A 24,246-nucleotide genomic window follows, 5' to 3' on the forward strand; every position below is an offset into this window, starting at 1 on the left:
CTCGGGTGAAGCCGGGGCGTGCGCCACCGGCGCCGCCCGGAGCGCCACCGGGACGCTGGAAGCCACCCGGACGCTGGCCGAAGCCGGTCGGGCGGGGTGCCTGGCCGGGTCCGCCCGGACGCGGGGCGCCGGGACGGGGTGCGGCGGGGCGGGGGATGTTGCTGGGCGAGGACGTGGACGGCGGACGCTGTCCCATGCCCTGCGCGCTCGCGAACGGGTTGTTGCCCGGACGCGGGGTGGGAGTCTTGCCCATGCCCTGGTTGCTGGCGAACGGGTTGTTGCCCGGACGGGCTCCCGGACGCGGGACGCTGCCGCCGGGCTTGGCGGTCGGAGCCGCGTCGCCGTCAGCCTTGGCGGCCGGTGTGGCTGCCTCGGTGGTCGTCTTCTCGGTCGCGGCGGTGCCGGACTCGGCGGCGGCCTTCTCGGTCGCTGCAGCCTTTTCGGCAGCGGCGGCCTTCTCGGTCGCTGCGGCCTGACGCTCCGCTACGGTGAGCGGCGCGGCGGGCATCGGCGGTGCATCCACTGCAGGAGCCTCGACGACGGGTGCGGGCACCGGTGCGGCGGGACGTGCCGGGGACGGACGTGCGCCACCGGGCTTGGCCGTGGTGGTCGACGCGGGCTTCGCGGCGGCGGCAGGGGCCGCCGGGGTGGCAGCGGCGCCGCCGGTGGCGATTCCGTCGGCCTCGAGTGCTGCACGCAGACGGCGGGCAACGGGGGGTTCAACGCTGGAAGACGGTCCCTTGACGAACTCGCCCATCTCTTTCAATTTCGCAAGGGCTACCTTGCTGTCGACACCGAGTTCAGTTGCGATCTCGTGTACGCGTGGTTTCGCAGCCACAATTCTCCTGTTCCGGGCCTGCACCCGGAAAGGGGCAGACCGTTAGTAACGGACGGTTCTCATTTCGAGCCGCTCATTAGTTATCCATTAGCCAAGTCAGCCTGTTCTCTAGTTGTTTTGCGTCCAGGGGGCTGGTCACTCGAAGAGCACGCCCGAAAGCGCGCCGCCTCACGGCCTCCTGGAAGCACGCGATGGTGGGATGAATCCACGCGCCTCGCCCAGGGAGGGTGGCGGTTTCATCAACCACCAGGTCCGAATTCTGGGCGACGATCCTCAGAAGTGAGGAGCGTGAGGCGCGGGAACGGCATCCAATGCACGTTCTAACGGGATCCATCGTACCCCCTATTCGTCGTCCTCCAGAATGCTGTCCGGCTGGATGTCGATTTTTGCGCCGGTCAGTTTGGCGGCGAGGCGGGCGTTCTGACCCTCCTTGCCGATCGCGAGCGACAGCTGGTAGTCGGGCACGAGGGCCCGAACTGCTTTGATCGACTCGTCGATGACGTAAGCGCTGGTGACCTTGGCGGGCGACAGCGCGCTGGCCACGAAGGTGGCCAGGTCCGGCGAGTAGTCGACGATGTCGATCTTCTCGTTGTTGAGCTCCGACGTCACCGCGCGCACGCGCTGGCCGAGCTCGCCGATGCAGGCACCCTTGGCGTTGACACCGGGCTCGGTGGCGCGCACGGCGATCTTGGTACGGTGGCCGGCTTCGCGGGCCAGCGACACGATCTCCACGACACCGCTGGCGATCTCGGGGACCTCCAGCGCGAACAGCCGACGCACGAGCGACGGGTGGGTGCGCGAGACGGTGATCTGCGGGCCCTTCATGCCGCGGCCGACGGCCGTGACATACACCCGGATGCGCGAACCGTGCACGTAGCTTTCGCCGGGCACCTGCTCCTCGGGGGGAAGGATCGCCTCGATGGTGCCGAGGTCGACGTGGATCATGCGGGGGTTGGGGCCCTGCTGGATCACGCCGGCGACGATCTCGCCTTCGCGGCCCTTGAATTCGCCGAGCACCGCGTCATCCGCGATGTCGCGCAGACGCTGATTGATGACCTGCTTGGCCGCGAATGCGGCAATGCGACCGAAGTCGTCGGGGTTGTCAACGGCCTCGCCGATGATGTTGCCCTCTTCGTCGTGCTCAGGAATGTAAATGTCGACGTGACCGGACTTGCGGTCGAGTACGACGCGAGCTCCGGGTTCTTCTTCCGCAGCCTGCTTCAGCGGCTCACCCTGGTGGGTGTGCTTGAGGTAGGCCGTCAGAATTGCTTGCTCGATGATCTGCACGAGTTCCTCGAAGGGAATCTCTTTCTCGCGCTCCATCAGCCGCAACACGCTGAGGTCGATGTCCATGGCCGGCCTCCTCTATTCAGATCTTGCCGCCGCGAAACCGCGCAGCGGGCTTCTCCCTACGGTACCGGAATCCCAGCGCGCCCGTCACCCGCCCGGGTGGTACCCGCAAGGACTCACCGAGGCGCTCTGGTGCGCGCAGCAGCCTGCGCGGTTACGCTATCCCGATGATTACTCGATCCAATGCAGAGTCCGCCGCCAATTCGGCCGGTCATGCCGCGCAGAGCGCCGGTAACAACCCGCACCTGAAGACCCTGGCCAAGGCCGGCTATGCGGTCAACGGCCTGCTGCATGGCCTGATCGGCGCCATCGCGATCGGGCTGGCTGTCGGTGCCGGCGGTGAGAGCGCCGATCAGTCCGGCGCCCTGGGCCAGCTCGCCCAGTCCCCCGGCGGTGTCTTCGTCATCTGGATCATCGTCGTCGGCCTGACGGCGCTGGGCCTCTGGCAGGTTCTGCAGGCTTTCCTGGTGCCGGGCACCGATCCGAAGAAGGTCTGGGCGCACCGGCTCAAGGAGATCGGCAAGGGTGTGGCGTACCTGTTCGTGGCCGGCACGGCCCTGACGGTGGCGCTGACGGGGTCGGCGGACTCATCGGGGAGCACGGCGTCGGCCAGCGCATCCGTGCTCGCCCTGCCCGGCGGGCCGGTGCTGCTCATGATCGCCGGGCTCGCGATTCTGGTGATCGGCGGATACTTCGTCTACAAGGGTGTTGCGAAGAAGTTCACCGAGGACCTCGCCGTGCCCGCCGGCACCCTGGGCACTGTCACGGTGGGCCTCGGCATGGCCGGGTACATCGCCAAGGGCATCGCCGTGGGTGTTGTGGGCATCCTGGTGATCGTGGCAGGCTTCACGGTCGACCCGAGCCAGTCGACCGGCCTGGACGGGGCGCTGCGCTCGCTCGCCGCCCTGCCGTTCGGGGTGGCCATCCTGGTGCTGGTCGGCCTGGGCCTGATCGCGTACGGCATCTACTGCTTCTTCAGGGCCCGCTTCGCCCGACTCTAACCACACCGGCGCGCGAAAGCGGTCATCCGGTTGCTTCAGCGTCGCTGAGGCAACCGGATGACCGCTTTCGCGATTGCGGGTTAGGCGAAGTGGGCGGCCAGCTCCGTGACGGCCACCTGGGTGCGCTCGCCCGAACGGCGGTCCCACAGCTCCACGATGCCGTCGGCCGCGCCGCGGCCCACGATCACGATGGTGGGGATGCCGATCAGCTCGGCATCGCCGAACTTGACCCCGGGCGACACCTTGCGGCGGTCGTCGTAGAGCACGTCGCGACCGGATGCCTCGACCATGGCGGTCACGGCCTCGCTGGTCTCGAAGACGATCTCGTCGCGGCCGGTGGCGATCACGTGCACGTCGAACGGTGCCACCGCCTCGGGCCAGATCAGGCCCTTCGCGTCGTTGTTGAGTTCGGCGATCACGGCGAGGGCGCGGGTGACGCCGATGCCGTATGAACCCATCGTGACGGTGACGAGCTTGCCGTTCTCGTCGAGCACCTTGAGCCCCAGCGACTCGGCGTACTTGCGGCCGAGCTGGAACACGTGGCCGATCTCCATGCCGCGGGCCAACTCCACCGGGCCGGAGCCGTCGGGGGCCGGGTCGCCGGCGCGCACGTCCGCGGCCTCGACGGTGCCGTCCGCGATGAAGTCACGGCCGGCGACGAGGCCGAATACGTGGCGGCCGGCCTCGTTGGCGCCGGTGATCCACTCGGTGCCGTCGACGATGCGCGGGTCGACGAGGTAGCGGATGCCTGTGGCCGATTCGGCGCCCAGCATCGCGCCGGCGGCGGTCCACGGGCCGATGTAGCCCTTGACCAGGCCGGGGCGGCCGGGGCTCTTCGCGAGCTTGGCGAAGTCGCCGTCGTTGGCGGCCTCGACCTCGGCGGGGGCGAAGGCCACCTCCACGCGCTTGAGGTCGACCTCACGGTCGCCGGGCAGGCCGATGACCACGATCTCGCGGCTGCCATCGGGCTGCACGAGGGCGAGCACAACGTTCTTGAGGGTGTCCGCGGCGGTCCAGTCGCGGCCATCCGGGCGCGGCTGGTTGGCGTTGGCCGAATCGACGAGGGTCTGGATGGTGGGTGTGTCCGGGGTGTCGTGCACCTGCGCGGCGGGGAAGCCGGCGAAGTCGATCGGCTCGGGTGCCAGGGTGCGGAACGCCTCGACGTTGGCCGCGTAACCGCCGGCCGAGCGCACGAAGGTGTCTTCACCCACCGGGGTGGGGTGCAGGAACTCTTCGCTCTTGGAACCGCCCATCGCGCCGGCATCCGCCTGCACCACGACGTATTCGAGGCCGAGTCGGGTGAAGATGCGCTCGTAGGCGTCGCGCTGAGCCTGGTAGCTGGTCTCAAGGCCGGCGTCGGTGTGGTCGAAGGAGTAGGCGTCTTTCATGGTGAACTCGCGGCCGCGCAGCAGGCCACCGCGGGAGCGGGCCTCATCGCGGTACTTGTCCTGGATCTGGAAGATCGACAGCGGCAGGTCCTTGTAGCTGTTGTAGAGGTCCTTCACCATCAGGGTGAAGACCTCTTCGTGGGTGGGGGCCAGCAGCAGGTCGCTGCCCTTGCGGTCCTGCAGGCGGAACAGCCCATCGCCGTACTCGTCCCAACGGCCGGTGATCTCGTAGGGTTCGCGCGGAAGCAGGGCCGGGAAGTGCACCTCGAAGGCGCCCGCGGCGGCCATCTCCTCGCGGATGATGGTCTCGATCTTCGCCTTGACCTTCAGGCCCAGCGGCAGCCAGGCGAAAATGCCCGGCGCCTGACGACGGATGTAGCCGGCCCGCACAAGCAGGCGGTGGCTGGTGACCTCGGCATCAGAGGGGTCTTCGCGAAGGGTTCGGAGGAAGTAGTTCGACATACGAATAGGCACGCACCTACTTTACGGCGCGCGGAGACCACCCGTCGGCGCGGGCTGGCCTCGAAAACGGGCAACAGTTGCGGCGCGCGCGGCTGGGTCGGGTGCGGCTAGCGGGAGCCGACGGTCACCACGGGGGCGCCGAGGGAGTCTTCGCTGGGCGGCATCTCGGCGGCCATCCGGTTGGCCTCCTCGATCAGGGTCTGCACGATCTCGGACTCCGGCACGGTCTTGATGACCTCGCCGCGCACAAAAATCTGGCCCTTGCCGTTTCCGGATGCCACGCCGAGGTCGGCGTCGCGCGCCTCACCGGGGCCGTTCACGACGCAGCCCATCACGGCCACACGCAGCGGCACCGTCATACCCTCGAGGCCGTCGGTGACGTCGTTGGCGAGCTTGTAGACATCCACCTGAGCCCGACCACAGCTGGGGCAGGAGACGATCTCGAGCTTGCGTTCGCGCAGGTTCAGCGACTGCAGGATCTGCAGGCCCACCTTGATCTCCTCGGCCGGCGGGGCGCTGAGGGACACCCGGATGGTGTCGCCGATGCCCTCGCCGAGCAGGATGCCGAACGCCGTGGCGCTCTTGATGGTGCCCTGGAAGGACGGGCCGGCCTCGGTGACGCCGAGGTGCAGCGGCCAGTCGCCGCGCTCGGCGAGCAGGCGGTAGGCCTTGACCATGACCACAGGGTCGTTGTGCTTGACCGAGATCTTGAAGTCGTGGAAGTCGTGCTCCTCGAACAGGCTGGCCTCCCACACGGCGCTCTCCACGAGAGCCTCCGCGGTGGCCTTGCCGTACTTCTGCAGGATGCTGGGCTCGAGCGAGCCGGCGTTGACGCCGATGCGGATGGAGACGTCCGCGGCCTTGGCGGCGGCGGCGATCTTGGCGACCTGGTCGTCGAACTTGCGGATGTTGCCGGGGTTCACCCGCACGGCCGCGCAGCCGGCGTCGATGGCCGCGTACACGTAGCTCGGCTGGAAGTGAATGTCGGCGATCACCGGGATCTGGCTCTTCTTGGCGATGATCGGCAGCGCCTCGGCGTCGTCGCGGCTCGGCACGGCGACGCGCACGATGTCACAGCCGGAGGCGGTGAGCTCGGCGATCTGCTGCAGGGTCGCGTTGATGTTCGTCGTCGGAGTCGTGGTCATCGACTGCACGCTGACTTGCGCGTCGCCGCCGACGAGGACCTTACCGACCTTGATCTGGCGGGACTTACGTCGGGGAGCGAGAGTTACGGGGACTTTGGGCGTACCCAGGTTTATAGCGGCCACGAATGTAGCTTACGCGTGCGCGATCCCGTGAAGCTGAACCCTTCCCGAACGCCCCGATGGTGTGGCGTGGGCTCAGCCGAACAGGTTGATCGGCTTGACGATGTCGGCGTAGATGAGCAGCAGGCTCATGCCGCCGAGCACGACCACGACGGCGAAGGTCAGCGGCATCAGCTTGGCCGTGTCGACGGGGCCCGGGTCGCGGCGTTTGAACAGCTTGGCGAACCACCGGCGGATACCTTCCCACAGGGCTCCGGCGACATGGCCGCCGTCCAGTGGCATCAGCGGAACCAGGTTGAAGACGAACAGGGCGATGTTGAGCGAGGCGAGCAGGCCGATCAGGCTCGCGGCCTTGCTGTTGAACGGGATGGTGTCGATGCTGGCGATCTCGCCGGCGACCCGGCCGACGCCCACCACGCTGATCGGGCCGTTCGGGTCCCGCTCCCCCGGCCCGAACGCGGCGTTGGCCACGTCGATCAGACGCTGGGGCAGGTTCAGGATCATGTGGAACACACCGGAGATGTTCTCGCCGACGGCGGGCAGCACCGCCGTGATGGGCTGCTGCACGAGTTCACCCGCCGGGCCGATGCCGACGAAGCCGACATCGATGGTCTGCGGGTCGCCGTTGGCGTCGGTGACGATCTGATTGGCGTCATCCGTCACGTAGCGTTCGGTGAGTTTCGGAGTGATGACCAGGGTCTGCTCGGCACCGTCGCGTTCGACGATCACCTGCAGGGGCGTGCCCGATGACGCGCGGATGATCTCGGTGGACTGGTCCCAGCTGGTGATCGCGGTGCCGTCGATGCTCACCAGACGGTCGCCGGGCTTGAGGCCGGCGGCGGCGCCGGGTGCGACCTCGTCGCCCTCCGCGCAGGTCTGCCGGTCGCTGGTGGCGGGCAGCACGCACGCGCTGACACTGCCGACGGTGGTGCTGGACTGGGTGGTGCCGAAGCCCATCAGCAGCACGGCGAAGAGCACCACCGCGATGAGCAGGTTCATGGTGGGCCCGCCGAGCATGATGATGATGCGCTTGAAAACCGGCAGTTTGTAGAACGCGCGGTGGTCTTCGCCCTCGCCGATGGTGTCCGCGCTGGCCTGACGGGCGTCGTCGACCATGGTGCTCAGGGCGCCGGGCTTCTTGGCGGGTTCACCCTCCTGCACCAGCTGGTTGAAGAAACCGGTGCTGTTGGGTCGGGCGGCACCGTCCTTCGAGGGCGGGAACATGCCGATCATCGAGATGTAACCGCCGAGGGGAAGCGCCTTGACGCCGTACTCGGTCTCGCCCTTACGCTTGGACCACAGAGTGGGCCCGAAGCCGATCATGTACTGGGTGACCTTGACCCCGAACAGCTTGGCCGGCACCAGGTGGCCGATCTCGTGCAGGCCGATGGACAGCGCAAGGCCCACGACGACCACGGCTACGCCCAAGATATATAACAGCACGGTTTCCACATCGGTAGATTAGCCTTCTCTTGCTGCAAGTCGGCTGGCCGTTGACCGGCAGCAGGCTATCCGCAAGATTTGCCACCCACCCGCCAGCATCCCGATTCACCGCCCCGGAGGCTCCCCCTGTCTGCACCGACCGAACCGCTTCGTGATCCGTCGCGGTCAGACAGCCTGATCGGGCTGGTCCTCGCCGACAGGTTTCGTCTGGTCAGGCTGATCGGCACCGGCGGCATGGCCACCGTTTACGAAGCCGCCGACCTGGCGCTGGGGCGCACTGTCGCGCTCAAGCTGTTCAGGATGGACACCGCCGACGATTCGGGCCCGCAGCGGCAGAGCGGCGAGGTCATGGTGCTCGCCAGCCTCAACCACTTCGCACTGGTGACCCTGTTCGATGCCGGCACCGAACACGTCGACGGCGTGACCCGGTCGTTCATCGTGATGGAATACGTCGATGGTTCCGACCTGCGCAGCCGCATCAACCAGGGTGTTGTGGCCCCCGCCGAGGTGGCCCGGATGGGCGCCGACCTGGCCGAGGCGCTGCACTACGTGCACGCGAAGGGCATCATCCACCGCGACATCAAGCCCGCCAACGTGCTGCTGGCCCCGTCGGATTTTCCCGGCCGAGTTTCGCACGCCAAGCTGGCCGACTTCGGCATCGCCCGGCTTTTCGACGCCACTCACCTCACCCGAACCGGCTCGGTGCTCGGCACCGCCGGCTACCTCAGTCCGGAGCAGGCGCTGGGCCAGCCGATCGGGCCGCCCAGCGACGTGTACTCGCTCGGCCTGGTTCTGCTCGAAAGCCTCACCGCCACTCGCAGCTACCCGGGCACAGCGATCGAGTCGGCCATGGCCAGGCTGCAGCGCCAGCCGGAGCTCCCCGCGGAGCTCGGCGCCGAGTGGTGCGCCGTGCTCGCCGGCATGACCGCCCGCGAGCCGGCCGACCGTCTCACCTCGGCGGATGCCGCGGTGCGCCTGCGCGAACTCGTTCCGGCCGGGTCGACTGAGTCCTCCCTCGCGGCAATCCCGGCATCGGCAGACGACTCAACCGAGCTGATGGCGGCCGGCGCTGCACCCATGAATGCGGCGCCCCTGCAGACCGCACCGCTGACCCCCACCGAGAGGCTGCCCGCGGCCACCGGCGACGAACCCACCCGGGTGCTCCCCTCCGCAGGCATGGCGGAGCACACCGCGAAGACCGAGCGTTTGAACGCGGCCGCACCGCTGGACCGCACGGCGGTGTTCCAACCGGCCGGGGCCAGCGTGCCGGCCGCCGGCCACCGGCCGGCCCGTCGTCAGCCCAAGGTCGGCCGGCGACCGTTGATCATCGGGGTGCTCGTCGCGCTGGCCGCGGTGATCGTGCTGGTGTTCCTGGTGCAACCGGGCGATCCGGCCCCGGAGGCACCCACGTATCCCGCGGTCGACGGCGACCTCGGCACCCACCTCCAGCAGCTGCAAGAGAGCGTGAACCCATGACCGCCACCCGGACCATCCGCACCCGGCTCGTCCTGACCGTCGCCGGCCTGGGCCTCGCCGGCAGCCTGCTCACCGGCTGCGCAGGCACCACCGCCGCGCTGGATCCCGCCGCGGCGGCCGACCTGCAGGACGGAGTCCTCAAGGTGACCTCGGCCGCTGCCGCCGGAGACTTCCTCACGGCGCAGACCGAGCTCGGCAGCGTGCAGACCGCCCTGACCGCCGCGTCGGCCGAAGATGCCGTCACCGCGGCCCGGGCCGCCGAGATCCAGACTGCCATCGACCTCGTCGGGGCCGACCTTGCGGCCTCGATCGCTGCGAGCACACCCGTGGAGGTGCCGGTGGAGACGCCGACGCCAGATCCTGTCAGCACGCCTGACGAGGGCAACGACGACGACGAGAAGGACAAAGACAAGGACAAAAAGAACGACGAGGAGGACAGCGACGACAGCGAGGACATCGACACGCCGACGCCTTCTGTAACGCCGGCTCCTGCTCCGGCCACACCCGAAAAGCCCGGCACCGACAAAACCGGAACCGGAGCCTGCGAGAAGAAGGACGACTGCGAGTAGGGGCTGGACGGCCTTGACTGTCGGCGGGCATTGACAAAGAATTGCTGCCAACAGACATCAGGAGGCCCGCCTGACTACTTCAACCGAGCCGATTCGCGAACCGACGCGAACCGATACTGTGCTCGGACTCACGCTCGCGAATCGATACCGCCTCGACGCATTGATCGGGTCGGGTGGGATGGCCGTGGTCTACCAGGCCTCTGATCTGGCCCTGGGCCGCACCGTCGCCGTGAAGCTGATGCGATTCGATGCCGCCGGCGGTGCCGGATCCGCGCGGCACCGCGACGAGGTGGCGGTGCTGGCCCACCTCAATCATTTCGCCCTCGTCACGCTGTATGACGCTGGAGTCGAAGTGATCGACGGCGCCCCGCGGTCGTTCATCGTGACCGAATTCGTCGATGGCACGGATTTGCGTAGTCACCTGCTGGCGGGCCCGATGGATCCCGGCGAGGTGGCGAGGCTTGGCGCCGACCTCTGTGAGGCCCTGCACTGCATGGGCGCACTGGGCATCACCCACCGTGACATCAAGCCCGCGAACGTGCTGCTGGCACCGTCGGATTTTCCGGGCAGGGTCGTTCGCGCCAAGCTCGCCGACTTCGGAATCGCCCGGCTGTTCGACGCCGCCCACCGCACCGAGACGGGCGCTGTGGTGGGTACGGCCGGCTACCTCAGCCCGGAACAGGCCGGCGGCCTGCCGGTCGGCCCGGCCGCCGACGTCTACTCGTTGGGGTTGGTGCTGCTCGAGTGCCTCACCGGAAAACACAGCTACCCGGGCACCGCTGTCGAGTCGGCCATGGCCCGGCTGCAACGGCAACCGGAGATTCCCGACTGGGTCGGCGCAGCGTGGCGAGCGGTGCTCACCGGGATGACGGCGCGTGAGGCCGAGGATCGGCTCCGACCCGCCGAGGCAGCCGGCCTGCTGCGCGCCCTGGTTCCCTCGGTCGACGCTCCTTCGGTCGAGGTTTCCTCGGTCAGCCCCGAGCCGGCAGCTGTGGGGGTCCGAGAAGAGGACAGCGCCACCCGACCGCTCGACCTGCCAACGACGCTGCAGCGTAAAGTGGCACCTTTCGTTCCGACCTCGACGCTTCATCCGCGAGCGGCGCCGGCCACGGCCCCCTCGCGTCGGCCACGCCGGTCGCGCAAGTCCCGCCGGTGGTCGCTCGTCGTCAGCGGAGTGCTGGTGGCGGTGCTCACCGCGGGGGCCGTGTTGTTCGTCGTTCCCGGCGCGGACCCGCCGCCGGAGCCGCCGGCGTATCCGGCGGTCGACGGTCAGCTCGGGGACCACCTCGAGCAACTGCAAGAGAGCGTCGACCCGTGACCCACCGCCGACGTACGCTGGGCAGCCGCATCCGCGCCGGTGTGGCGGCCGGTGTCGTGGTCGCGGGCACCCTGGTGGGGTGCACGAGCAGCACGCCCGGTGTGCCGGCCGACACGACAGCGCAGCTGCAGGCCGCCGTGCTCTCGGTGACGGCAGCCGCCGCGACCGGCGACTATGCGGGCGCGCAGTCCGCCGTGGCCGGGCTGAAGGCCGCGCTGGCCGCTGCCGTCGAAGACGGCAGGCTCACCGAGGCTCAGGCCGCGAGGATCAACGCCGCCATCGCCCTCGTCGACGCTGACCTGATCGCGGCGCTGACGGCCGCGACCCCCGCGACACCGACCGTTCCCAGCACCCCGGCTCCTGCCACCAAAACCCCGGAGCCCAGCACCGAGCCGGAGGTCCCGGCCACCCAGCCGCCCGTGCCGACCCCGGAGCCAACGGGCAGTCCCAGCCCGGCGCCGACAGAACCCGTTCCGACGGCCGAGCCGACACCGCCACCGGAAACGCCCGACCCGGAGCCGACCCCCGAACCAGAGCCAACAACCGAGCCCGTTGTGCCCGACAACTCCGGTGAGACACCGGGCGAGCCCGGCACGGGCGATCAAGGCGCCGGCTGAGGCAGAACCGGGCATCCGACCGGTAGCCTGTCCCCGTCGGCCCACTCTCCTCGGAGGTTCCCATGCCCCAGCACCTCATCGTCGGAGCCGGCTGGATCGGCGGTGAACTGGCCCGCCAGCTCGTGGCCCGCGGCGACGACGTCACCGTCGCCACCCGCTCCGGCACCGCAGTTCCCGGCGCCATCGCCCGGGTGCTCGACGCGTCGGACCCCGTCGCGTTCTGCCTCGCGGCCGAGCGGATGCAGACCATCTTTCTGTGCACCAATCCTCCGTACCCGGATTGGGCCCGCCGGTGGCCGCCGGTGTTCGCGGCGGCAATCGCCGCAGCATCCGTCTCGGGCGCCAACCTGGTGGTGATGGGCAACCTCTACCCCTACGGGTCGCCGGCCGGGCCGATGACCGAGCATTCCCCCGAGACCACGACCGAATCGAAGGGTCTGATTCGCCGTGACGGCTGGCACCGGGTGCGAGATGCGCACGAGCGGGGTGAGATCCGGGCCGTGGAGGTGCGCGCGAGCGATTACTTCGGCGCCGGCGTGGGCGGGACCGCGCATTTGGGCCAGGCGTTCTTCCGCGCGGTCCTGGCCTCTAAGACGGCCAGAGTCGTCGGCCGGCCCGATCTGGTGCACAGCTGGAGCTACGTACCGGACATCGCCGCAACGATGATCGCCGCAGCCGACTACACCGGCACGTGGGGTCGTCTCTGGCACGTGCCGAGCGGCGCCCACAGCCGCACCGACATCGCCGGACAGCTGAATGCGCGCTACGGCAGCCACGGCACCGTGGCCGGCTACCACACCTGGATACTGCGCTCACTCGGCATTCCCAGCCCGTTGATGCGCGAGGTGTACAAGTCCAGCTACCAGTTCCAGGTGCCGTACGTGATCGACTCCGCCGAGACCGAGCGGGTGCTCGGCGTGGCGGCCACGCCGTGGGATGCGGCGCTGGTCGCCGTGGCCGACAGCTACCGCCGGTAGCAGCCGGTCAGCGGGCGATCGTGTCGATGATGGTGTCGGCCTGCGCCCGCGCCCAGCGTTCGGCGTCGGCGAGGGACTCGAGGGTGAGGTCGCCCTGCGCCTCGTGGGCCTCCACCACCCGCTGCACGGTGTCGACGATGTCGAGGTAGCCGATCCGGCCGGCGTGGAAGGCCAGCACCGCCTGCTCGTTGGAGGCGTTGAACACCGCCGGGTAGGTGGCGCCGGCGCGGCCGACCTGCTTAGCCAGCTCCACAGCGGGGAACGCCTCGTCGTCCAGAGGCTCGAAGGTCCAGGTGTGCGGGGTGGTCCAGTCGATAGGCACACCGACCGCGGCCACCCGGTTCGGCCAGTCCAGGCCCAACGAGATCGGCAAGCGCATGTTCGGCGGCGATGCCTGCGCGATGGTGGAGCCGTCGATGAACTCGACCATCGAGTGGATGAGTGACTGCGGGTGTACGACAACGTCGATGCTCTCGTACGGCACGTCGAAGAGCAGGTGCGCCTCGATGATCTCGAGCCCCTTGTTCACCAGGGTGGCCGAGTTGGTGGTGATGACCAGTCCCATGTCCCAGGTGGGGTGCGCGAGGGCCTCGCGCGGGGTCACGTCGGTCATTTCGGCGCGCGACCGGCCACGGAACGGGCCACCGGAGGCGGTGAGCACCAACCGGCGCACCTCGTCGGCGGTACCGGAACGCAGCGCCTGCGCGATGGCGGAGTGTTCGGAGTCGACCGGCACGATCTGGCCGGGGGCGGCGAGCGCCTTGACCAGGTCGCCGCCGACGATGAGGGATTCCTTGTTAGCCAGCGCCAGCGTGCGGCCGGCCTTGAGTGCGGCGAGGGTCGGGCCCAGCCCGACCGACCCGGTGATGCCGTTGAGCACGACGTCGGCGTCGACATCCCGCACCAGCTGCTCGGCCTCGTCGGCGCCGACGGCGGTGTCGTCGACGTTGAACGCGGCGGCCTGCTCGGCCAACAACGTTCGGTTGCTGCCGGCCGACAGGCCGACCACCTCGAACCGGGTGGGGTTGGCTTTGATGACGTCGAGCGCCTGGGTTCCGATTGAGCCCGTGGACCCGAGAATGATGATTCGCTGCACGCCCCCATGCTAGGCGCACCGCGGATATATGCCCGGTGCGACTTACCTCGCGCTGTAGGGTCGTTGAGTGACCGGAGCCAAGCACGACCCAGCATCCGAACCCGCAACCGTGCCGGAAGCCCCTGCCGAACAGGTGCCCACCACCGACGAAATCGTCGAGATGCCGGTCAAGGCCAAGCGGCCCGGGTTCGTCTACTTCCTCGGTTACGGCATCATGGCGCCCATCGCACGCCTGGTCTTCCGGCCGCGCATCACGGGTAAGGAGAACATCCCCCGCGAGGGCCGGGTGATCCTGGCCAGCAACCACCTGTCGTTCATCGACAGCATCGTCATCCCGCTCACCGCACCGCGGCGCGTGCAGTTCTTGGCCAAGTCCACCTACTTCACCGGCACCGGCTTCAAGGGTTGGGTCTCGCGCCAGTTCTTCACCTCGATCGGTGCGGTCGGCGTGGAACGTGGCGCCGGCCAGGCCGCCCAGGACGCGCTCGACGCCGGCAAGGACATCCTCGACTCCGACAGCGCCTTCGCCATCTATCCTGAGGGCACCCGGTCGCTGGACGGTCGTCTCTACCGCGGCCGCACCGGGGTGGGCTGGCTGGCGCTCACCACGGGGGCCGTCGTGGTGCCGGTGGGCCTGATCGGCACGCAGGAGATCATGCCGGTGGGTTCGAAGATGCCGCGCATCCGCCGCATCAGCGTGAAGTTCGGCGAGCCGATCGACGTGAGCGGGCACGGCACCGCCGACTCGGGACGCGCCCGTCGCAAGGCCACCGACGAGATCATGGCCGCGATCCACGAGCTGACCGGGCAGGAACTGGCACACAGCTACAACGAATCACCGCCGACGACCGTGGTGCAGCGCGTCAAGCGCGCCATCTGGTGGCGCGAACTACGCTAGCCGCACCGGTCGTCCCCCTGGTGTGACGCACGAATACCAGGACGAAGTGCGCAAAAAAGGCAGATATCCGGTATTTCGTCCTATTAGACTTCCGGATTCCTAACTTCGTGGCGCGCGGGCCCGTGCCCGGATGCGTCTTCGATACGTTGAGGGCATGTCTCACACGGTTTCCCTCATCCGCTCAGCCGACCTGTCCGATGTTGCAGAGTACGCCTACGCCGCCACGGCTCCCGCTGAGGCGCGCCTGATCTTCTTGGCCGGTGCGTGCCCGTTGAACCGCGATGGCAGCACGGCCGGAGCGGGAGATTACGCAGCGCAGGCCGGCAAAGCGATGGAGAACCTGGTTGTCGCGCTGAAGGCGGCGGGAGCCGAGCTCGATAACGTCGTGAGCACCCGGGTTCTTGTGGCATCGTCCAACCGGAACGACCTCGTCGCCGCGTGGGAGGTCGTCCGTGCGGCATTCGGCCGGCACGACGCGCCGAGCACGCTCATGGGAGTGACCGTGCTCGGGTACCCGGATCAGCTCGTCGAGATCGAAGCCGTCGCGGCCGTGAGCGACTGACGAATGTGCGCGAGAGCTGTTGTGGTCGGATTCGGCCGTGCAGCCAGCGGCCTGGTGATCGCGACGGTTCTCGCTTACTTCTACGCCGTCCGCATTGCCCTCGGCGACGGCAACCCATTCGACTACTTCGGCTACTTCACCAATCAGACGAGTCTGCTCGCCAGCCTCATCCTGATCGCTACCGGGGTGCTGGTCGTCCTCGGCCGAAGCGTTCCTCCGGCACTCACCCTCGTGCGAGGAATCATTACGGCGTACTTGCTTGTGGTCGCCGTGATCTACAACATCCTCGTCCCGGGAACAGGGTCGGCACCGCCGTGGGTGAGCGCCCTCCTCCACCTCGTCTTCCTTCTCCTCGTCGCACTCGACTGGCTGCTCGTCGGCGACCGTCCACGCTTGCCCTGGCGACGGCTATGGATGCTGCTCCCCTACCCGGTCCTGTGGCTGACCACGGTCCTGATTCGCGGCGTGACCGACGGTTGGGTTCCCTACGGGTTCCTGCTTCCCGAACGCGGGATCGCCTCGCTCATCGTGCACATCGTCGGGCTGCTCGCGGCGATCATCGCCGCGGGCGCACTCGTCTGGGCTGCCAGCCGATCACCCGGCCTCAACGTCCGAGCCGCGGAACTATCGCCGCACCGCGCGTAGAGCGCTCCTTTTCGCCAACGCTCACGATCGCCGGGCTCGGATCATCCGCCGGTGTACATCTCCATGGCCATCTCGTCACCCGACGCGGCGCACGCATCCGACAGCTCTTGCACGGCACTGATCCACTCCGCGGACCCGATTCCGGTCGTTCCCATGGCACCGAGATCAACCATCGGCGCAACGTCCTTCAGCGCGGCGGTCACCGAATAAGAGTTCCGGCAATGATCCGGATCTGTGACAGGACTGCCTTCGCGTTGGCCCGCTCCAGAGTCTCCGGTCGAGCCAGGCAGTCGATGTGCCGCCCCAGGCCGGGGTGAGCGAGCGGACGAAGGACCACCCCCGGATGCTCACGCAAGTCGGTCGTATACCGGGGCATCAGGGCGACGCACCCGCTCGCTTCGACAACCGAAGCAGCAACGGAGAACTCGTTGATCCGGTGCAGGATGCGCGCCTCGCTCCCGCCGATTCCCGCTATCACGGAGAGAGCCTGCTTGAGCGGGAAGCCTTCGTGCACGGCGACCCACGCCTCGTCGAGAAGATCCGCCGGTTCGATCGCAGCCTTCACCGCGAGTGGGTGATCGCGTCGGACAGCGATATCCAGGGGCTCGAACAGAATCGGTTCCACCCGCACCGACCCCGGCCACGACGGGCTGCCGACCAGCCGGTGTGCGAGGACCAGATCATGATCGGCGGTGAGAAGGGGGAATTCTTCCTGAGCCACGTCGAAATCGCTCAGCCGGACATCAGGCAGCTCCGGACTCGCGCACGCGGCTACCAGCGGACCGAAAATCGCCAGGCCCGCGCTGTGGAACGCCACCACTGAAACGGTGCCCAACGGATCGTCTTGGAACAGCTCCACCGCCTGTCGGGCGCGCTCGAGCGCCACTTCCACGTCGATCGCCGCCAGGGCCAGCGCGCGCCCGGCGTCGGTAAGCGCGGTCCGCCGCCCGTCCCTGAACGTCAGCGGGGCGGCAGAGTGGCGTTGCAAGGCGCTGATCTGTTGTGATACCGACGACGGCGTGACGTACAGCGCGGCGGCGACGGCGGCGATGCTGCCCCTGTCGCCCAGCTCTCTTAGTGCGCGAAGCTGACCCAGTTCCATAAGTTCAAACTAAAGCATTCGACATCAAACTCCTCTCTTGTCTTACGCGAGGGGGAACCGGACGATGGTGGAATGCCTGCTCTCCTCCGCCGATTCCACGTCGACCTGCTCCTGCTCCTGGTCGCCGCCTCGTGGGGATCGACCTACCTCGTGGCCAAGGAACTCGTGCAGCAAGAGTCCGTGGTGGCGCTGCTGGCGCTCCGGATGCTGCTCGCCGCAGCCCTCATGGCGGCGATCGTGGCCGCTCGGCGGAACCGGATCACCGCGGCAGAGCTCTGCGCGGGCGTGTTCCTCGGGGCGATCTTGGCCGCCGTGTTCGCGTTCGAAACCTTCGGGATAGCCCACACGTCGGCCACGAACGCCGGGCTCATCATCAGCCTCACGATTGTGTTCACCCCGATTCTGGATTCCGCGGTTTCCGGCCGCCAACTGCCCGGCAGGTTCTTCCTTGCCGCCACGATCGCGATCGGTGGAGTCGCCTTGCTCGCCAGCAACGGCGTGTTCCACACGCCGAGCCTCGGCGACCTGCTCATCCTCGTCGCCGCGATCATTCGCGCCATCCACGTCACCTCGATGTTCACACTCACCGGCAACAAGCCGATGAATTCGCTTCACCTCACGACGGTCCAACTGGCCACCTGCGCGACACTGTTCTCGGCGGCATCCCTGTTCTACGGCGACTCGATCCCGCACTTCCTGGCCAACCTCGACACCGCGCGCGCAGTCCTGTTCCTCTACCTCGTTCTCGCCTGCACAGTCTTCGCGTTCCTGGTACAAACCTGGGCGGTCCGGCGCACCTCGCCCTCCAGAGTGAGCCTCCTCCTCGGAACCGAGCCGATCTGGGCGGCAATCGTCGGAGTTGCGATCGCTCGTGACACCGTGACCCTCCCTGGATACTTCGGTATCGCACTCATTCTGGCGGGTACAGCATGGGGCCGTTCCCTCGAGCAATGGCATCGCCTCGACGAACGCGCAGGGGACGAAGCGTCTCTCAGCGTCGTGGAAAGGTCGCCCAGCCGGGCGGCGGTGTTCGGTGCCTCAGGTTCGGTCGTGGAGGGTGACCTGGTAGCCGTCGGGGTCGGAGAAGGTGAACGTTCGACCGAATGGGCCGTCGATCGGGGCCGAGACGATCGTGTGGCCGTCGGCGACGAGAGCGTCGTGGATGGCCTGGACGTCGGTCGCGTGGAGCCAGATCGCGGCGCCGATGCCGGGCTGGGCAACTGACGCGAGGTCGGTGCCGGGAACGAGGTCTCGCAGCGCAAACGCAATCGGGGTCGTTTCAAAAACAACGGCGTGAGGCGGACCCGCCAGCGAGCGGACCAAGCCGAGGTACTGCTCGTAGAACGCCTGCGAAGCGGCGAGATCGCGAGCTTGGAGGGAGATGAAGTCAGGGCCGGTGACAGGCATGGGGATGCTTCTTTCTGTTGCATTTGTGTCAGTTAGCTGACACGGACACTGTATGTCAAAATACTGACATGAGTCAAGACGGAATCGACCTGGAGACGTCACTGGGCTACCTGCTGAAAGAGGCGTCGAGCGCCCTCCGCGCCGCCATGGAAGCAGTACTGCGCCCGCTCGGGATGACCGTGACGCACTACTCCTGCCTCGAATTACTCTCGCAGCGCCCTGGCCTGTCCAACTCCGAGCTCGCGCGAGGAGCGTTCGTGACACGGCAATCGATGAATGTGCTGCTGCAGGCTCTGGAACGAGACGGCTACGTGTCCCGCCCGGCGCAGGCTCGAGTTGGGAAAGTTCTTCCCGCACAGCTCACGCCACGCGGTCGACGAAGCCTCGAGAAGGCGACCGCTATGGTTCGATCCGTCGAGGTCAGGATGCTGGGCGGCCTGACGCCGGAAGAGCAGTCCGATGCGCACAACATCCTGCAGAGCATGATCCGTTCTTTGCGCAACGACGACGAGGGTGGAACGTAACCTCACGGTTCGGGCGGATCGGTGTACTCATCGTCAGCAATAGACATCGAAGTGCCCGCTGCCAAGGGGCCGTTGCAGACTCCGTGCACGAATGCCCAGCTGCCGCGGCGGCACGGGGCACCCACCCAGCCGACGTCCGTAAACTGGGGGCATGTCTTCTTCCTTCTCGGTCAGCCAGGAGCGCAAGCTCGTCACCGCCCTCCCGGGCCCACGGTCAATCGCGCTGCAGGAACGACGCGTTCGCGCCGTGTCTGCCGGTGCCGGCACTCTTGCCAACATCTACATGGACCACGGCGCGGGAGCGATCCTGGTGGACGTGGACGGCAACCAGATCATCGACCTGGGTTGCGGCATCGGTGTGACCACCATCGGCCACGCGAACCCGGAGGTCGCCGCAGCCGCCGCCGCACAGGCCGGCAAACTCACCCACACCCTCTTCACCGTCACCCCGTACGAGAACTACGTGCGCGTCGCCGAGAAGCTCGCCGAGATCACCCCCGGTGACTTCGAGAAGCACTCGATCCTGGTCAACACCGGAGCCGAAGCCGTGGAGAACGCGGTGAAGATCGCCCGCAAATACACCGGCCGCCGCGCCATCGTGAGCCTGGACCACGCGTTCCACGGCCGCACCAACCTCACCATGGCGATGACCTACCGTCCGTGGCCGGAGCGCGTGGGCATGGGCCCGTTCCCCGGTGAGATTTACAGCGTGCCCACCAGCTACCCCTACCAGGACGGCCTGTCCGGCGAAGAAGCGGCCGAGAAGACCATCGACTACATCCAGACCCACATCGGTGCGTCGGAAATCGCGGCGTTCTTCGTCGAGCCGATCCAGGGCGACGGCGGCATCGTCATCCCCGCTCCCGGCTACTTCAAGCGTCTGAGCGAGTTCTGCACCGAGAACGGCATCGTCTTCGTCTCCGACGAGATCCAGGCCGGCATCGCCCGCACCGGCGCCTGGTACGCCATCGAGCACCACGGCGTCGTCCCCGACCTGGTCACCACGGCCAAGGGCATCGCCGGCGGATTCCCGCTCGCCGCCGTCACCGGCCGCGCCGAGATCATGGATGCCGTGCAACCCGGCGGCATCGGCGGAACCTTCGGCGGCAACCCGGTTTCGACCGCGGCGGCCCTGGCGGTGTTCGACATCATCGAGCGCGACAACCTGCTCGACGAGGCCAAGCGCGTGGAGAAGGCCCTCTGGGCCCGCATCGGCGACTGGGCAGACAAATTCGACATCGTCGGCGATGTACGCGGCAAGGGCGCCATGTTCGGCGTTGAGCTTGTGCACCCCGGCACCAAGAAGCCGTTCCCCGAGGCTCTCGCGTTCGTGCTCAAGCACGCCACCACCAATGGCGTCATCGTGCTGGATGCCGGCAGCTGGGACTCCGTGCTGCGGATCATGCCGTCGGTGGTCATCTCCCAGGCCCTCATCGACGACGCCGCCTCGGTGCTCGAAGAGGCCCTCACCCTGTTCGCGGCCACCCAGAAGTAAGCGCCGCACCTCGCGAAAGCGGTCCAGTGGTCACCTCCGCTTTGCGGAGGCAGCCACAGGGCCGCTTTCGCGGTTTAAGCGGGCGGGCTTAGAGCAGCGAGGCCGGCTCGGCGATGATGATGATTGGTTCGTGACCGACGGGAAAATTGACCGACGCCGCGATGAAGCAGGCCTTGGACGCCTCGGAGTGCAGGGACTGAGCCAGCTCCGCCTGGTCCGGGTCGGCGATGGTGACCCGGGGACGCAGGGTGGCGGCGGTGAAGTGGCCACCGCCATCCGCCGTCTGCGCCATGGTGCCGATGGCGTCGTCGGAATAGCCGACCACGACCACCCCGTGTCTGGCGGCCACGTGCAGATACGAGAGCAGGTGGCACTGGCTGAGCGCTCCCAGCAGCAGCTCCTCGGGGTTCCACCGGTCGGCATCGCCGTGGAAGGTGCGGTCGGCCGAGCCGGCGATCGGTTCCTTGCCCGACGAGGTGAGAAGGTGGTCGCGGCCGTACGCCCGATAGCTGCTGGTGCCGGTGCCGCGGTTGCCCGTCCAGTGGATCTGCACGGCATAGTGATGTACACCGATCATGGCGTCTCCTTCGGGTTTCACGCTTACTGGTAATTCTCGCAGGGAATGGCCCGGCTGCTCGCTGGTGCGGGCGGTAAACTGGCGCGATCATGACTGACACGCTGACTGATTCCGCTGCCGCATCCACCCCCTCGTCCCCGGTCTACACGGTGACCCAGGAACGCAAGATCGTGACGGCCATCCCCGGCCCGCGATCCACGGAGATGCACCAGCGACGCCTCGCCGCGGTTTCCACCGGCGTCAGCTCCGCTCTGCCGGTCTACATCAAGAAGGCCAGCGGCGCGATCATCGTCGACCTCGACGACAACCAGTTCATCGATCTGGGCGCCGGCATCGGCGTGACCACGGTCGGCCACTCGGAAACCAGCGTCGTCGCCGCCGCGACCGGCCAGCTGAACGACTTCGTGCACACCCTGTTCACCATCACGCCGTACGAAGAGTACGTGCGCGTCGCCGAGCTGCTCGCCGCGCACACCCCCGGCAGCTTCGCCAAGAAGACCGTGTTGATCAACTCGGGCGCCGAAGCTGTGGAAAACGGCGTGAAGATCGCCCGCAAGTACACCGGCCGTCGCGCCGTGGCCGTGCTCGACCACGCGTACCACGGCCGCACCGTGCTCACCATGGCGATGAACTACAAGGCCGCCCCGTACGCCACCGGCTACGGCCCGCTGGCCGGCGACGTCTACCACGCCCCCAGTTCGTACCCGTATCACGACGGCCTCAGCGGCGCCGAAGCCGCCGCCCGCACCATCGCGTACCTGGAGAAGGTCATCGGCGCCAGCGACCTGGCCTGCCTGGTCGTGGAACCCATCCAGGGTGAGGGTGGCTTCATGGTTCCCGCCGAGGGTTACCTGCCGCTGCTGCAGGAATGGTGCACCGCGAACGGCGTCGTGATGATCGCCGACGAGATCCAGAGCGGCATGGCTCGCACCGGCGCTTACTTCGCCAGTGAGCACTTCGGCTGGGAGCCCGACCTGGTGCTGATCGCCAAGGGCATCGCCGGCGGCATGCCCCTGGCCGCCGTGACCGGCCGCGCCGAGATCCTCGACGCGTCGCAGCCCGGCGGGCTCGGCGGCACCTTCGGCGGCAACCCCGTCGCCTGCGCCGCCGCGATCGCGGTATTCGAGGCGATCGAGAACAACAACCTCCTCGCCGAGGGCCAGCGCATCGAGAAGACCCTCCGCGCCGGCCTGACCGCCTTGGCGGACAAGCACGACATCATCGGCGACATCCGCGGCCGCGGCGCCATGATCGCCATCGAGCTCGTGCAGCCCGGCACCCAGACCACGACCAAGGCACCCAACGCCGCCGCGGTCACCGCGATCGCCGCCTACGCGGCGCAGCACGGCGTGCTGCTGCTCACGGCCGGCACCTACGGCAACGTACTGCGGTTCCTGCCCAGCCTGGCCGTGACGGATGCCCTACTGACCGACGCCCTGTCGGTCATCGACGACGCGATGGCGACGCTGTAATCGTGACCACGCCGACCTCTCCTGCCGCCTTCGGTGCCGCAGCGCCCTCCACCTCAGGCACCATCGAAGTGATCGACGCCGTCGAACTGGCCGTCGTGGAACGCTCCGGCTTCATCGAGTCCCGCCACGCGGGCGCCGCCGTCGTGCTCGGCACTGACGGCGCCGTTCTGCGCGCCCTCGGCGATGTGAACGCCCCGGTGTTCCCGCGCTCGTCGATGAAGCCGTTCCAGGCCATCGCGGTGATGGCCAGCGGCGTGGTGCTGCGCGGTGAGGATGCCGCGATCGCGACGTCCAGCCACTCCGGCACCCAGAAGCACACCGACCTCGTGCGGGGCCTGTTGGCCCGCGCCGGGCTCTCGGAGGCCGACCTCGGTTGCACGCCCACCTGGCCGGGCGACTCGGGTACCCGCGACTCGCTGGTGCGCCAGGGCGCCGGCCCCGCCCCGATCTACTCGGACTGCTCGGGCAAGCACGCGGCGATGCTCGTTGCCTGTGTGCAGAATCACTGGCCGGTCACCGGGTACCTGGACACCGAACATCCGCTGCAGAAGCGCATTCTCGACGTCGTCGAGCGGTTCACCGGCGAGCGTCCGGCCGCGACCGGCGTCGACGGCTGCGGCGCCCCGGTGCACGCGCTGTCATTGACGGCCCTGGCCCGCGGCATCGCCCGTATCGCCACGTCGAAGTCCAGCTCACCGTTCGCCATCTACCGCGAGGCCGGGTTCCTGGCCGAGGCGGTACGGGAAAACGGCTGGGTGATCGCCGGACCCGGATTGCCGGACTCGATCGCGATCGAGCGCCTAGGTCTGTTCGTCAAGGGCGGGGCAGAGGGCATCATGGTGGCCTCGGCCGAGAACGGCACCACGGTGGCGTTGAAGATCCTCGACGGCAACCTGCGCGCGGCCACCGTCGTCGCGCTGAGCCTGTTGGCGGATGCCGGCGCGGTGCCTCGGGCCGACATCGATGCGATCATCCCCGAACTGAAGGTCGCCGTGCACGGTGGTGGCCAGCCGATCGGCCAGATCCGCGCCAGCTACGTCTAGGGACGCTCAGTCTCGTCGGCTTCCTGCGCCATCGCCAGCGAAGACGCCCCCGGCACCCACTGCACGTCACCGTGCTCGGCGTTCGCACCCCTGGCCAGCACGAACATCAGGGTCGATAGCCGGTTCAGATAGCGCGCGCACAGCGGGTTGACCGTCGTGGGGTGCGCTTCCACGGCGGCCCAAACCGTGCGTTCGGCGCGGCGCACGACGGCCCGCGCCTGATAGAGCAGCGACGCGGCGACGGTGCCGCCGGGAAGCACGAAGCCGCTGAGATCGGTGGCCTGCTGCTCGAAATGGTCGACGGCGCGTTCGAGGCGGGTGAGGTGCGATTCGCTGATTCGTGCGCTCACGGCACGTGGGTCGTCCAGCGGTACGGCGAGGTCGGCGACCAGATCGAACAGGTCGTTCTGCACGCTGGCGAGGGTGGACGTCACCTCGATCGGGAGGTTACCCACGGCCATCACCACGCTCACGGCAGCGTTGGCCTCATCGCAGTCTTCGTAGGCGGCGACGCGCACGTCGGTCTTGGCGACGTCGCCGTGCCGCCCGAAGGTGGTGCGCCCCGAATCCCCCCTCCCGGTGTACAGCGCCGGTCCGGCAGTTTCGAGATCGTCGCGATCAGCCATAGCGGCAACTATAGTAATGTCCCCCGCATCCGCGTAGCGTTGAGGGACGTCGCGAGCAGGTTTTTTGCGCTTCTCAAACCTGTTCGCACCGAGCA

Annotated in this window: 25 protein-coding genes and 1 pseudogene; 14 read left to right on the forward strand and 12 right to left on the reverse strand. The window is 68.0% G+C overall.

The window, feature by feature from the left end:
* The 3 genes from E3O57_RS07725 to nusA all read right to left on the reverse strand — a co-directional run.
* Positions 1-838: translation initiation factor IF-2 N-terminal domain-containing protein (locus E3O57_RS07725; protein ID WP_174776321.1), on the reverse strand; the 838-nt coding region annotated here is incomplete at its 3' end.
* Positions 839-914: 76 nt separating this feature from the next.
* Positions 915-1,172 carry a YlxR family protein gene (locus E3O57_RS07730; protein ID WP_088455501.1) on the reverse strand — a complete coding sequence of 86 codons (258 nt, stop codon included), beginning with the start codon at positions 1,170-1,172 and terminating at the stop codon, positions 915-917.
* Between the two features lie 8 nt (positions 1,173-1,180).
* Entirely contained in the window at positions 1,181-2,191 is a 1,011-nt protein-coding gene (gene nusA, locus E3O57_RS07735; protein ID WP_088455500.1) for a transcription termination factor NusA, read from the reverse strand.
* Between the two features lie 164 nt (positions 2,192-2,355).
* Here nusA and E3O57_RS07740 point away from each other — a divergent pair, with 164 nt between their 5' ends.
* A complete protein-coding gene (locus E3O57_RS07740) occupies positions 2,356-3,189 on the forward strand; it encodes a DUF1206 domain-containing protein (RefSeq protein ID WP_103479718.1) in 834 nt (277 codons plus the stop codon).
* Positions 3,190-3,269: 80 nt separating this feature from the next.
* Here E3O57_RS07740 and E3O57_RS07745 read toward each other — a convergent pair whose 3' ends face one another.
* From E3O57_RS07745 to E3O57_RS07755, 3 genes are all read right to left on the reverse strand, one after another.
* Positions 3,270-5,039 carry a proline--tRNA ligase gene (locus E3O57_RS07745; RefSeq protein WP_103479717.1) on the reverse strand — a complete coding sequence of 590 codons (1,770 nt, stop codon included), beginning with the start codon at positions 5,037-5,039 and terminating at the stop codon, positions 3,270-3,272.
* A gap of 107 nt (positions 5,040-5,146) precedes the next feature.
* Positions 5,147-6,307 carry a flavodoxin-dependent (E)-4-hydroxy-3-methylbut-2-enyl-diphosphate synthase gene (ispG, locus tag E3O57_RS07750; protein WP_088455497.1) on the reverse strand — a complete coding sequence of 387 codons (1,161 nt, stop codon included), beginning with the start codon at positions 6,305-6,307 and terminating at the stop codon, positions 5,147-5,149.
* A gap of 72 nt (positions 6,308-6,379) precedes the next feature.
* The gene (locus tag E3O57_RS07755) at positions 6,380-7,756 is read right to left on the reverse strand and encodes an RIP metalloprotease (protein ID WP_198416817.1); all 1,377 of its coding nucleotides are present in this window, start codon (positions 7,754-7,756) and stop codon (positions 6,380-6,382) included.
* Between the two features lie 69 nt (positions 7,757-7,825).
* On the opposite strand from E3O57_RS07755, the gene E3O57_RS07760 reads away from it, so the two are divergent.
* The 5 genes from E3O57_RS07760 (at position 7,826) to E3O57_RS07780 (ending at position 12,704) form a co-directional block, all read left to right on the forward strand.
* Positions 7,826-9,223, forward strand: a complete 1,398-nt coding sequence (locus tag E3O57_RS07760; protein ID WP_241990345.1) for a serine/threonine-protein kinase — start codon at positions 7,826-7,828, stop codon at positions 9,221-9,223.
* Positions 9,220-9,792, forward strand: a complete 573-nt coding sequence (locus E3O57_RS07765) for a hypothetical protein (RefSeq protein ID WP_103479716.1) — start codon at positions 9,220-9,222, stop codon at positions 9,790-9,792. The genes E3O57_RS07760 and E3O57_RS07765 overlap by 4 nt, the downstream gene beginning before the upstream one ends.
* 118 nt (positions 9,793-9,910) lie before the next feature.
* Complete coding sequence (locus tag E3O57_RS07770; RefSeq protein ID WP_241990346.1) at positions 9,911-11,110, forward strand: serine/threonine-protein kinase; 1,200 nt, start codon at positions 9,911-9,913, stop codon at positions 11,108-11,110.
* Complete coding sequence (locus tag E3O57_RS07775) at positions 11,107-11,727, forward strand: hypothetical protein (RefSeq protein ID WP_103479714.1); 621 nt, start codon at positions 11,107-11,109, stop codon at positions 11,725-11,727. The genes E3O57_RS07770 and E3O57_RS07775 overlap by 4 nt, the downstream gene beginning before the upstream one ends.
* 62 nt (positions 11,728-11,789) lie before the next feature.
* On the forward strand, positions 11,790-12,704 hold the full coding sequence (locus tag E3O57_RS07780) for an NAD-dependent epimerase/dehydratase family protein (RefSeq protein ID WP_103479713.1): 915 nt from the start codon (positions 11,790-11,792) through the stop codon (positions 12,702-12,704).
* Between the two features lie 7 nt (positions 12,705-12,711).
* Here the strand turns inward: E3O57_RS07780 and dxr are convergent, their stop codons facing one another.
* Positions 12,712-13,800: a 1-deoxy-D-xylulose-5-phosphate reductoisomerase gene (dxr, locus tag E3O57_RS07785; protein ID WP_103459605.1), complete on the reverse strand. Its 1,089-nt coding sequence runs from the start codon at positions 13,798-13,800 to the stop codon at positions 12,712-12,714.
* A gap of 160 nt (positions 13,801-13,960) precedes the next feature.
* On the opposite strand from dxr, the gene E3O57_RS07790 reads away from it, so the two are divergent.
* From E3O57_RS07790 to E3O57_RS07800, 3 genes are all read left to right on the forward strand, one after another.
* Entirely contained in the window at positions 13,961-14,698 is a 738-nt protein-coding gene (locus E3O57_RS07790) for a 1-acyl-sn-glycerol-3-phosphate acyltransferase (RefSeq protein ID WP_088457900.1), read from the forward strand.
* Positions 14,699-14,852: 154 nt separating this feature from the next.
* Entirely contained in the window at positions 14,853-15,260 is a 408-nt protein-coding gene (locus tag E3O57_RS07795; RefSeq protein WP_103479712.1) for a RidA family protein, read from the forward strand.
* Positions 15,261-15,281: 21 nt separating this feature from the next.
* Positions 15,282-15,905, forward strand: a complete 624-nt coding sequence (locus tag E3O57_RS07800; protein WP_241990347.1) for a Pr6Pr family membrane protein — start codon at positions 15,282-15,284, stop codon at positions 15,903-15,905.
* A 41-nt stretch (positions 15,906-15,946) separates the two neighbouring features.
* Here E3O57_RS07800 and E3O57_RS18665 read toward each other — a convergent pair whose 3' ends face one another.
* Positions 15,947-16,108: a hypothetical protein gene (locus E3O57_RS18665; RefSeq protein ID WP_165787971.1), complete on the reverse strand. Its 162-nt coding sequence runs from the start codon at positions 16,106-16,108 to the stop codon at positions 15,947-15,949.
* A complete protein-coding gene (locus tag E3O57_RS07805; RefSeq protein WP_103479711.1) occupies positions 16,105-17,007 on the reverse strand; it encodes a LysR family transcriptional regulator in 903 nt (300 codons plus the stop codon). Before E3O57_RS07805 ends, E3O57_RS18665 begins: the two co-directional genes overlap by 4 nt.
* A 72-nt stretch (positions 17,008-17,079) precedes the next feature.
* Between E3O57_RS07805 and E3O57_RS07810 the strand changes: the two are divergent.
* Positions 17,080-17,925: pseudogene (locus tag E3O57_RS07810) on the forward strand (DMT family transporter); the annotation flags it as partial.
* Positions 17,926-18,045: 120 nt separating this feature from the next.
* Here E3O57_RS07810 and E3O57_RS19100 read toward each other — a convergent pair.
* Positions 18,046-18,414 carry a VOC family protein gene (locus tag E3O57_RS19100; protein WP_088455485.1) on the reverse strand — a complete coding sequence of 123 codons (369 nt, stop codon included), beginning with the start codon at positions 18,412-18,414 and terminating at the stop codon, positions 18,046-18,048.
* Between the two features lie 68 nt (positions 18,415-18,482).
* Between E3O57_RS19100 and E3O57_RS07820 the strand changes: the two genes are divergently transcribed.
* Together E3O57_RS07820 and E3O57_RS07825 are read left to right on the forward strand one after the other, a co-directional pair.
* Positions 18,483-18,938 carry a MarR family winged helix-turn-helix transcriptional regulator gene (locus E3O57_RS07820; protein WP_103479709.1) on the forward strand — a complete coding sequence of 152 codons (456 nt, stop codon included), beginning with the start codon at positions 18,483-18,485 and terminating at the stop codon, positions 18,936-18,938.
* A gap of 151 nt (positions 18,939-19,089) precedes the next feature.
* The gene (locus tag E3O57_RS07825) at positions 19,090-20,433 is read left to right on the forward strand and encodes an aminotransferase class III-fold pyridoxal phosphate-dependent enzyme (protein ID WP_103479708.1); all 1,344 of its coding nucleotides are present in this window, start codon (positions 19,090-19,092) and stop codon (positions 20,431-20,433) included.
* Positions 20,434-20,521: 88 nt separating this feature from the next.
* Here the strand turns inward: E3O57_RS07825 and E3O57_RS07830 are convergent, their stop codons facing one another.
* Positions 20,522-21,010 carry an OsmC family protein gene (locus E3O57_RS07830; protein ID WP_088455482.1) on the reverse strand — a complete coding sequence of 163 codons (489 nt, stop codon included), beginning with the start codon at positions 21,008-21,010 and terminating at the stop codon, positions 20,522-20,524.
* An 89-nt stretch (positions 21,011-21,099) separates the two neighbouring features.
* On the opposite strand from E3O57_RS07830, the gene gabT reads away from it, so the two are divergent.
* Positions 21,100-22,482, forward strand: a complete 1,383-nt coding sequence (gene gabT / locus E3O57_RS07835; RefSeq protein WP_088455481.1) for a 4-aminobutyrate--2-oxoglutarate transaminase — start codon at positions 21,100-21,102, stop codon at positions 22,480-22,482.
* Between the two features lie 2 nt (positions 22,483-22,484).
* Positions 22,485-23,525 (forward strand): asparaginase, encoded by a 1,041-nt coding sequence (locus E3O57_RS07840; RefSeq protein WP_088455480.1) that lies wholly within the window; start codon positions 22,485-22,487, stop codon positions 23,523-23,525.
* Here E3O57_RS07840 and E3O57_RS07845 read toward each other — a convergent pair.
* Positions 23,522-24,151 carry a cob(I)yrinic acid a,c-diamide adenosyltransferase gene (locus E3O57_RS07845; RefSeq protein ID WP_088455479.1) on the reverse strand — a complete coding sequence of 210 codons (630 nt, stop codon included), beginning with the start codon at positions 24,149-24,151 and terminating at the stop codon, positions 23,522-23,524. The two genes, E3O57_RS07840 and E3O57_RS07845, sit on opposite strands and share 4 nt — an antisense overlap.
* Positions 24,152-24,246: the final 95 nt, after the last annotated feature.

The organism is Cryobacterium sp. TMN-39-2, assembly GCF_004402745.1.
GTDB lineage: Bacteria > Actinomycetota > Actinomycetes > Actinomycetales > Microbacteriaceae > Cryobacterium > Cryobacterium zongtaii.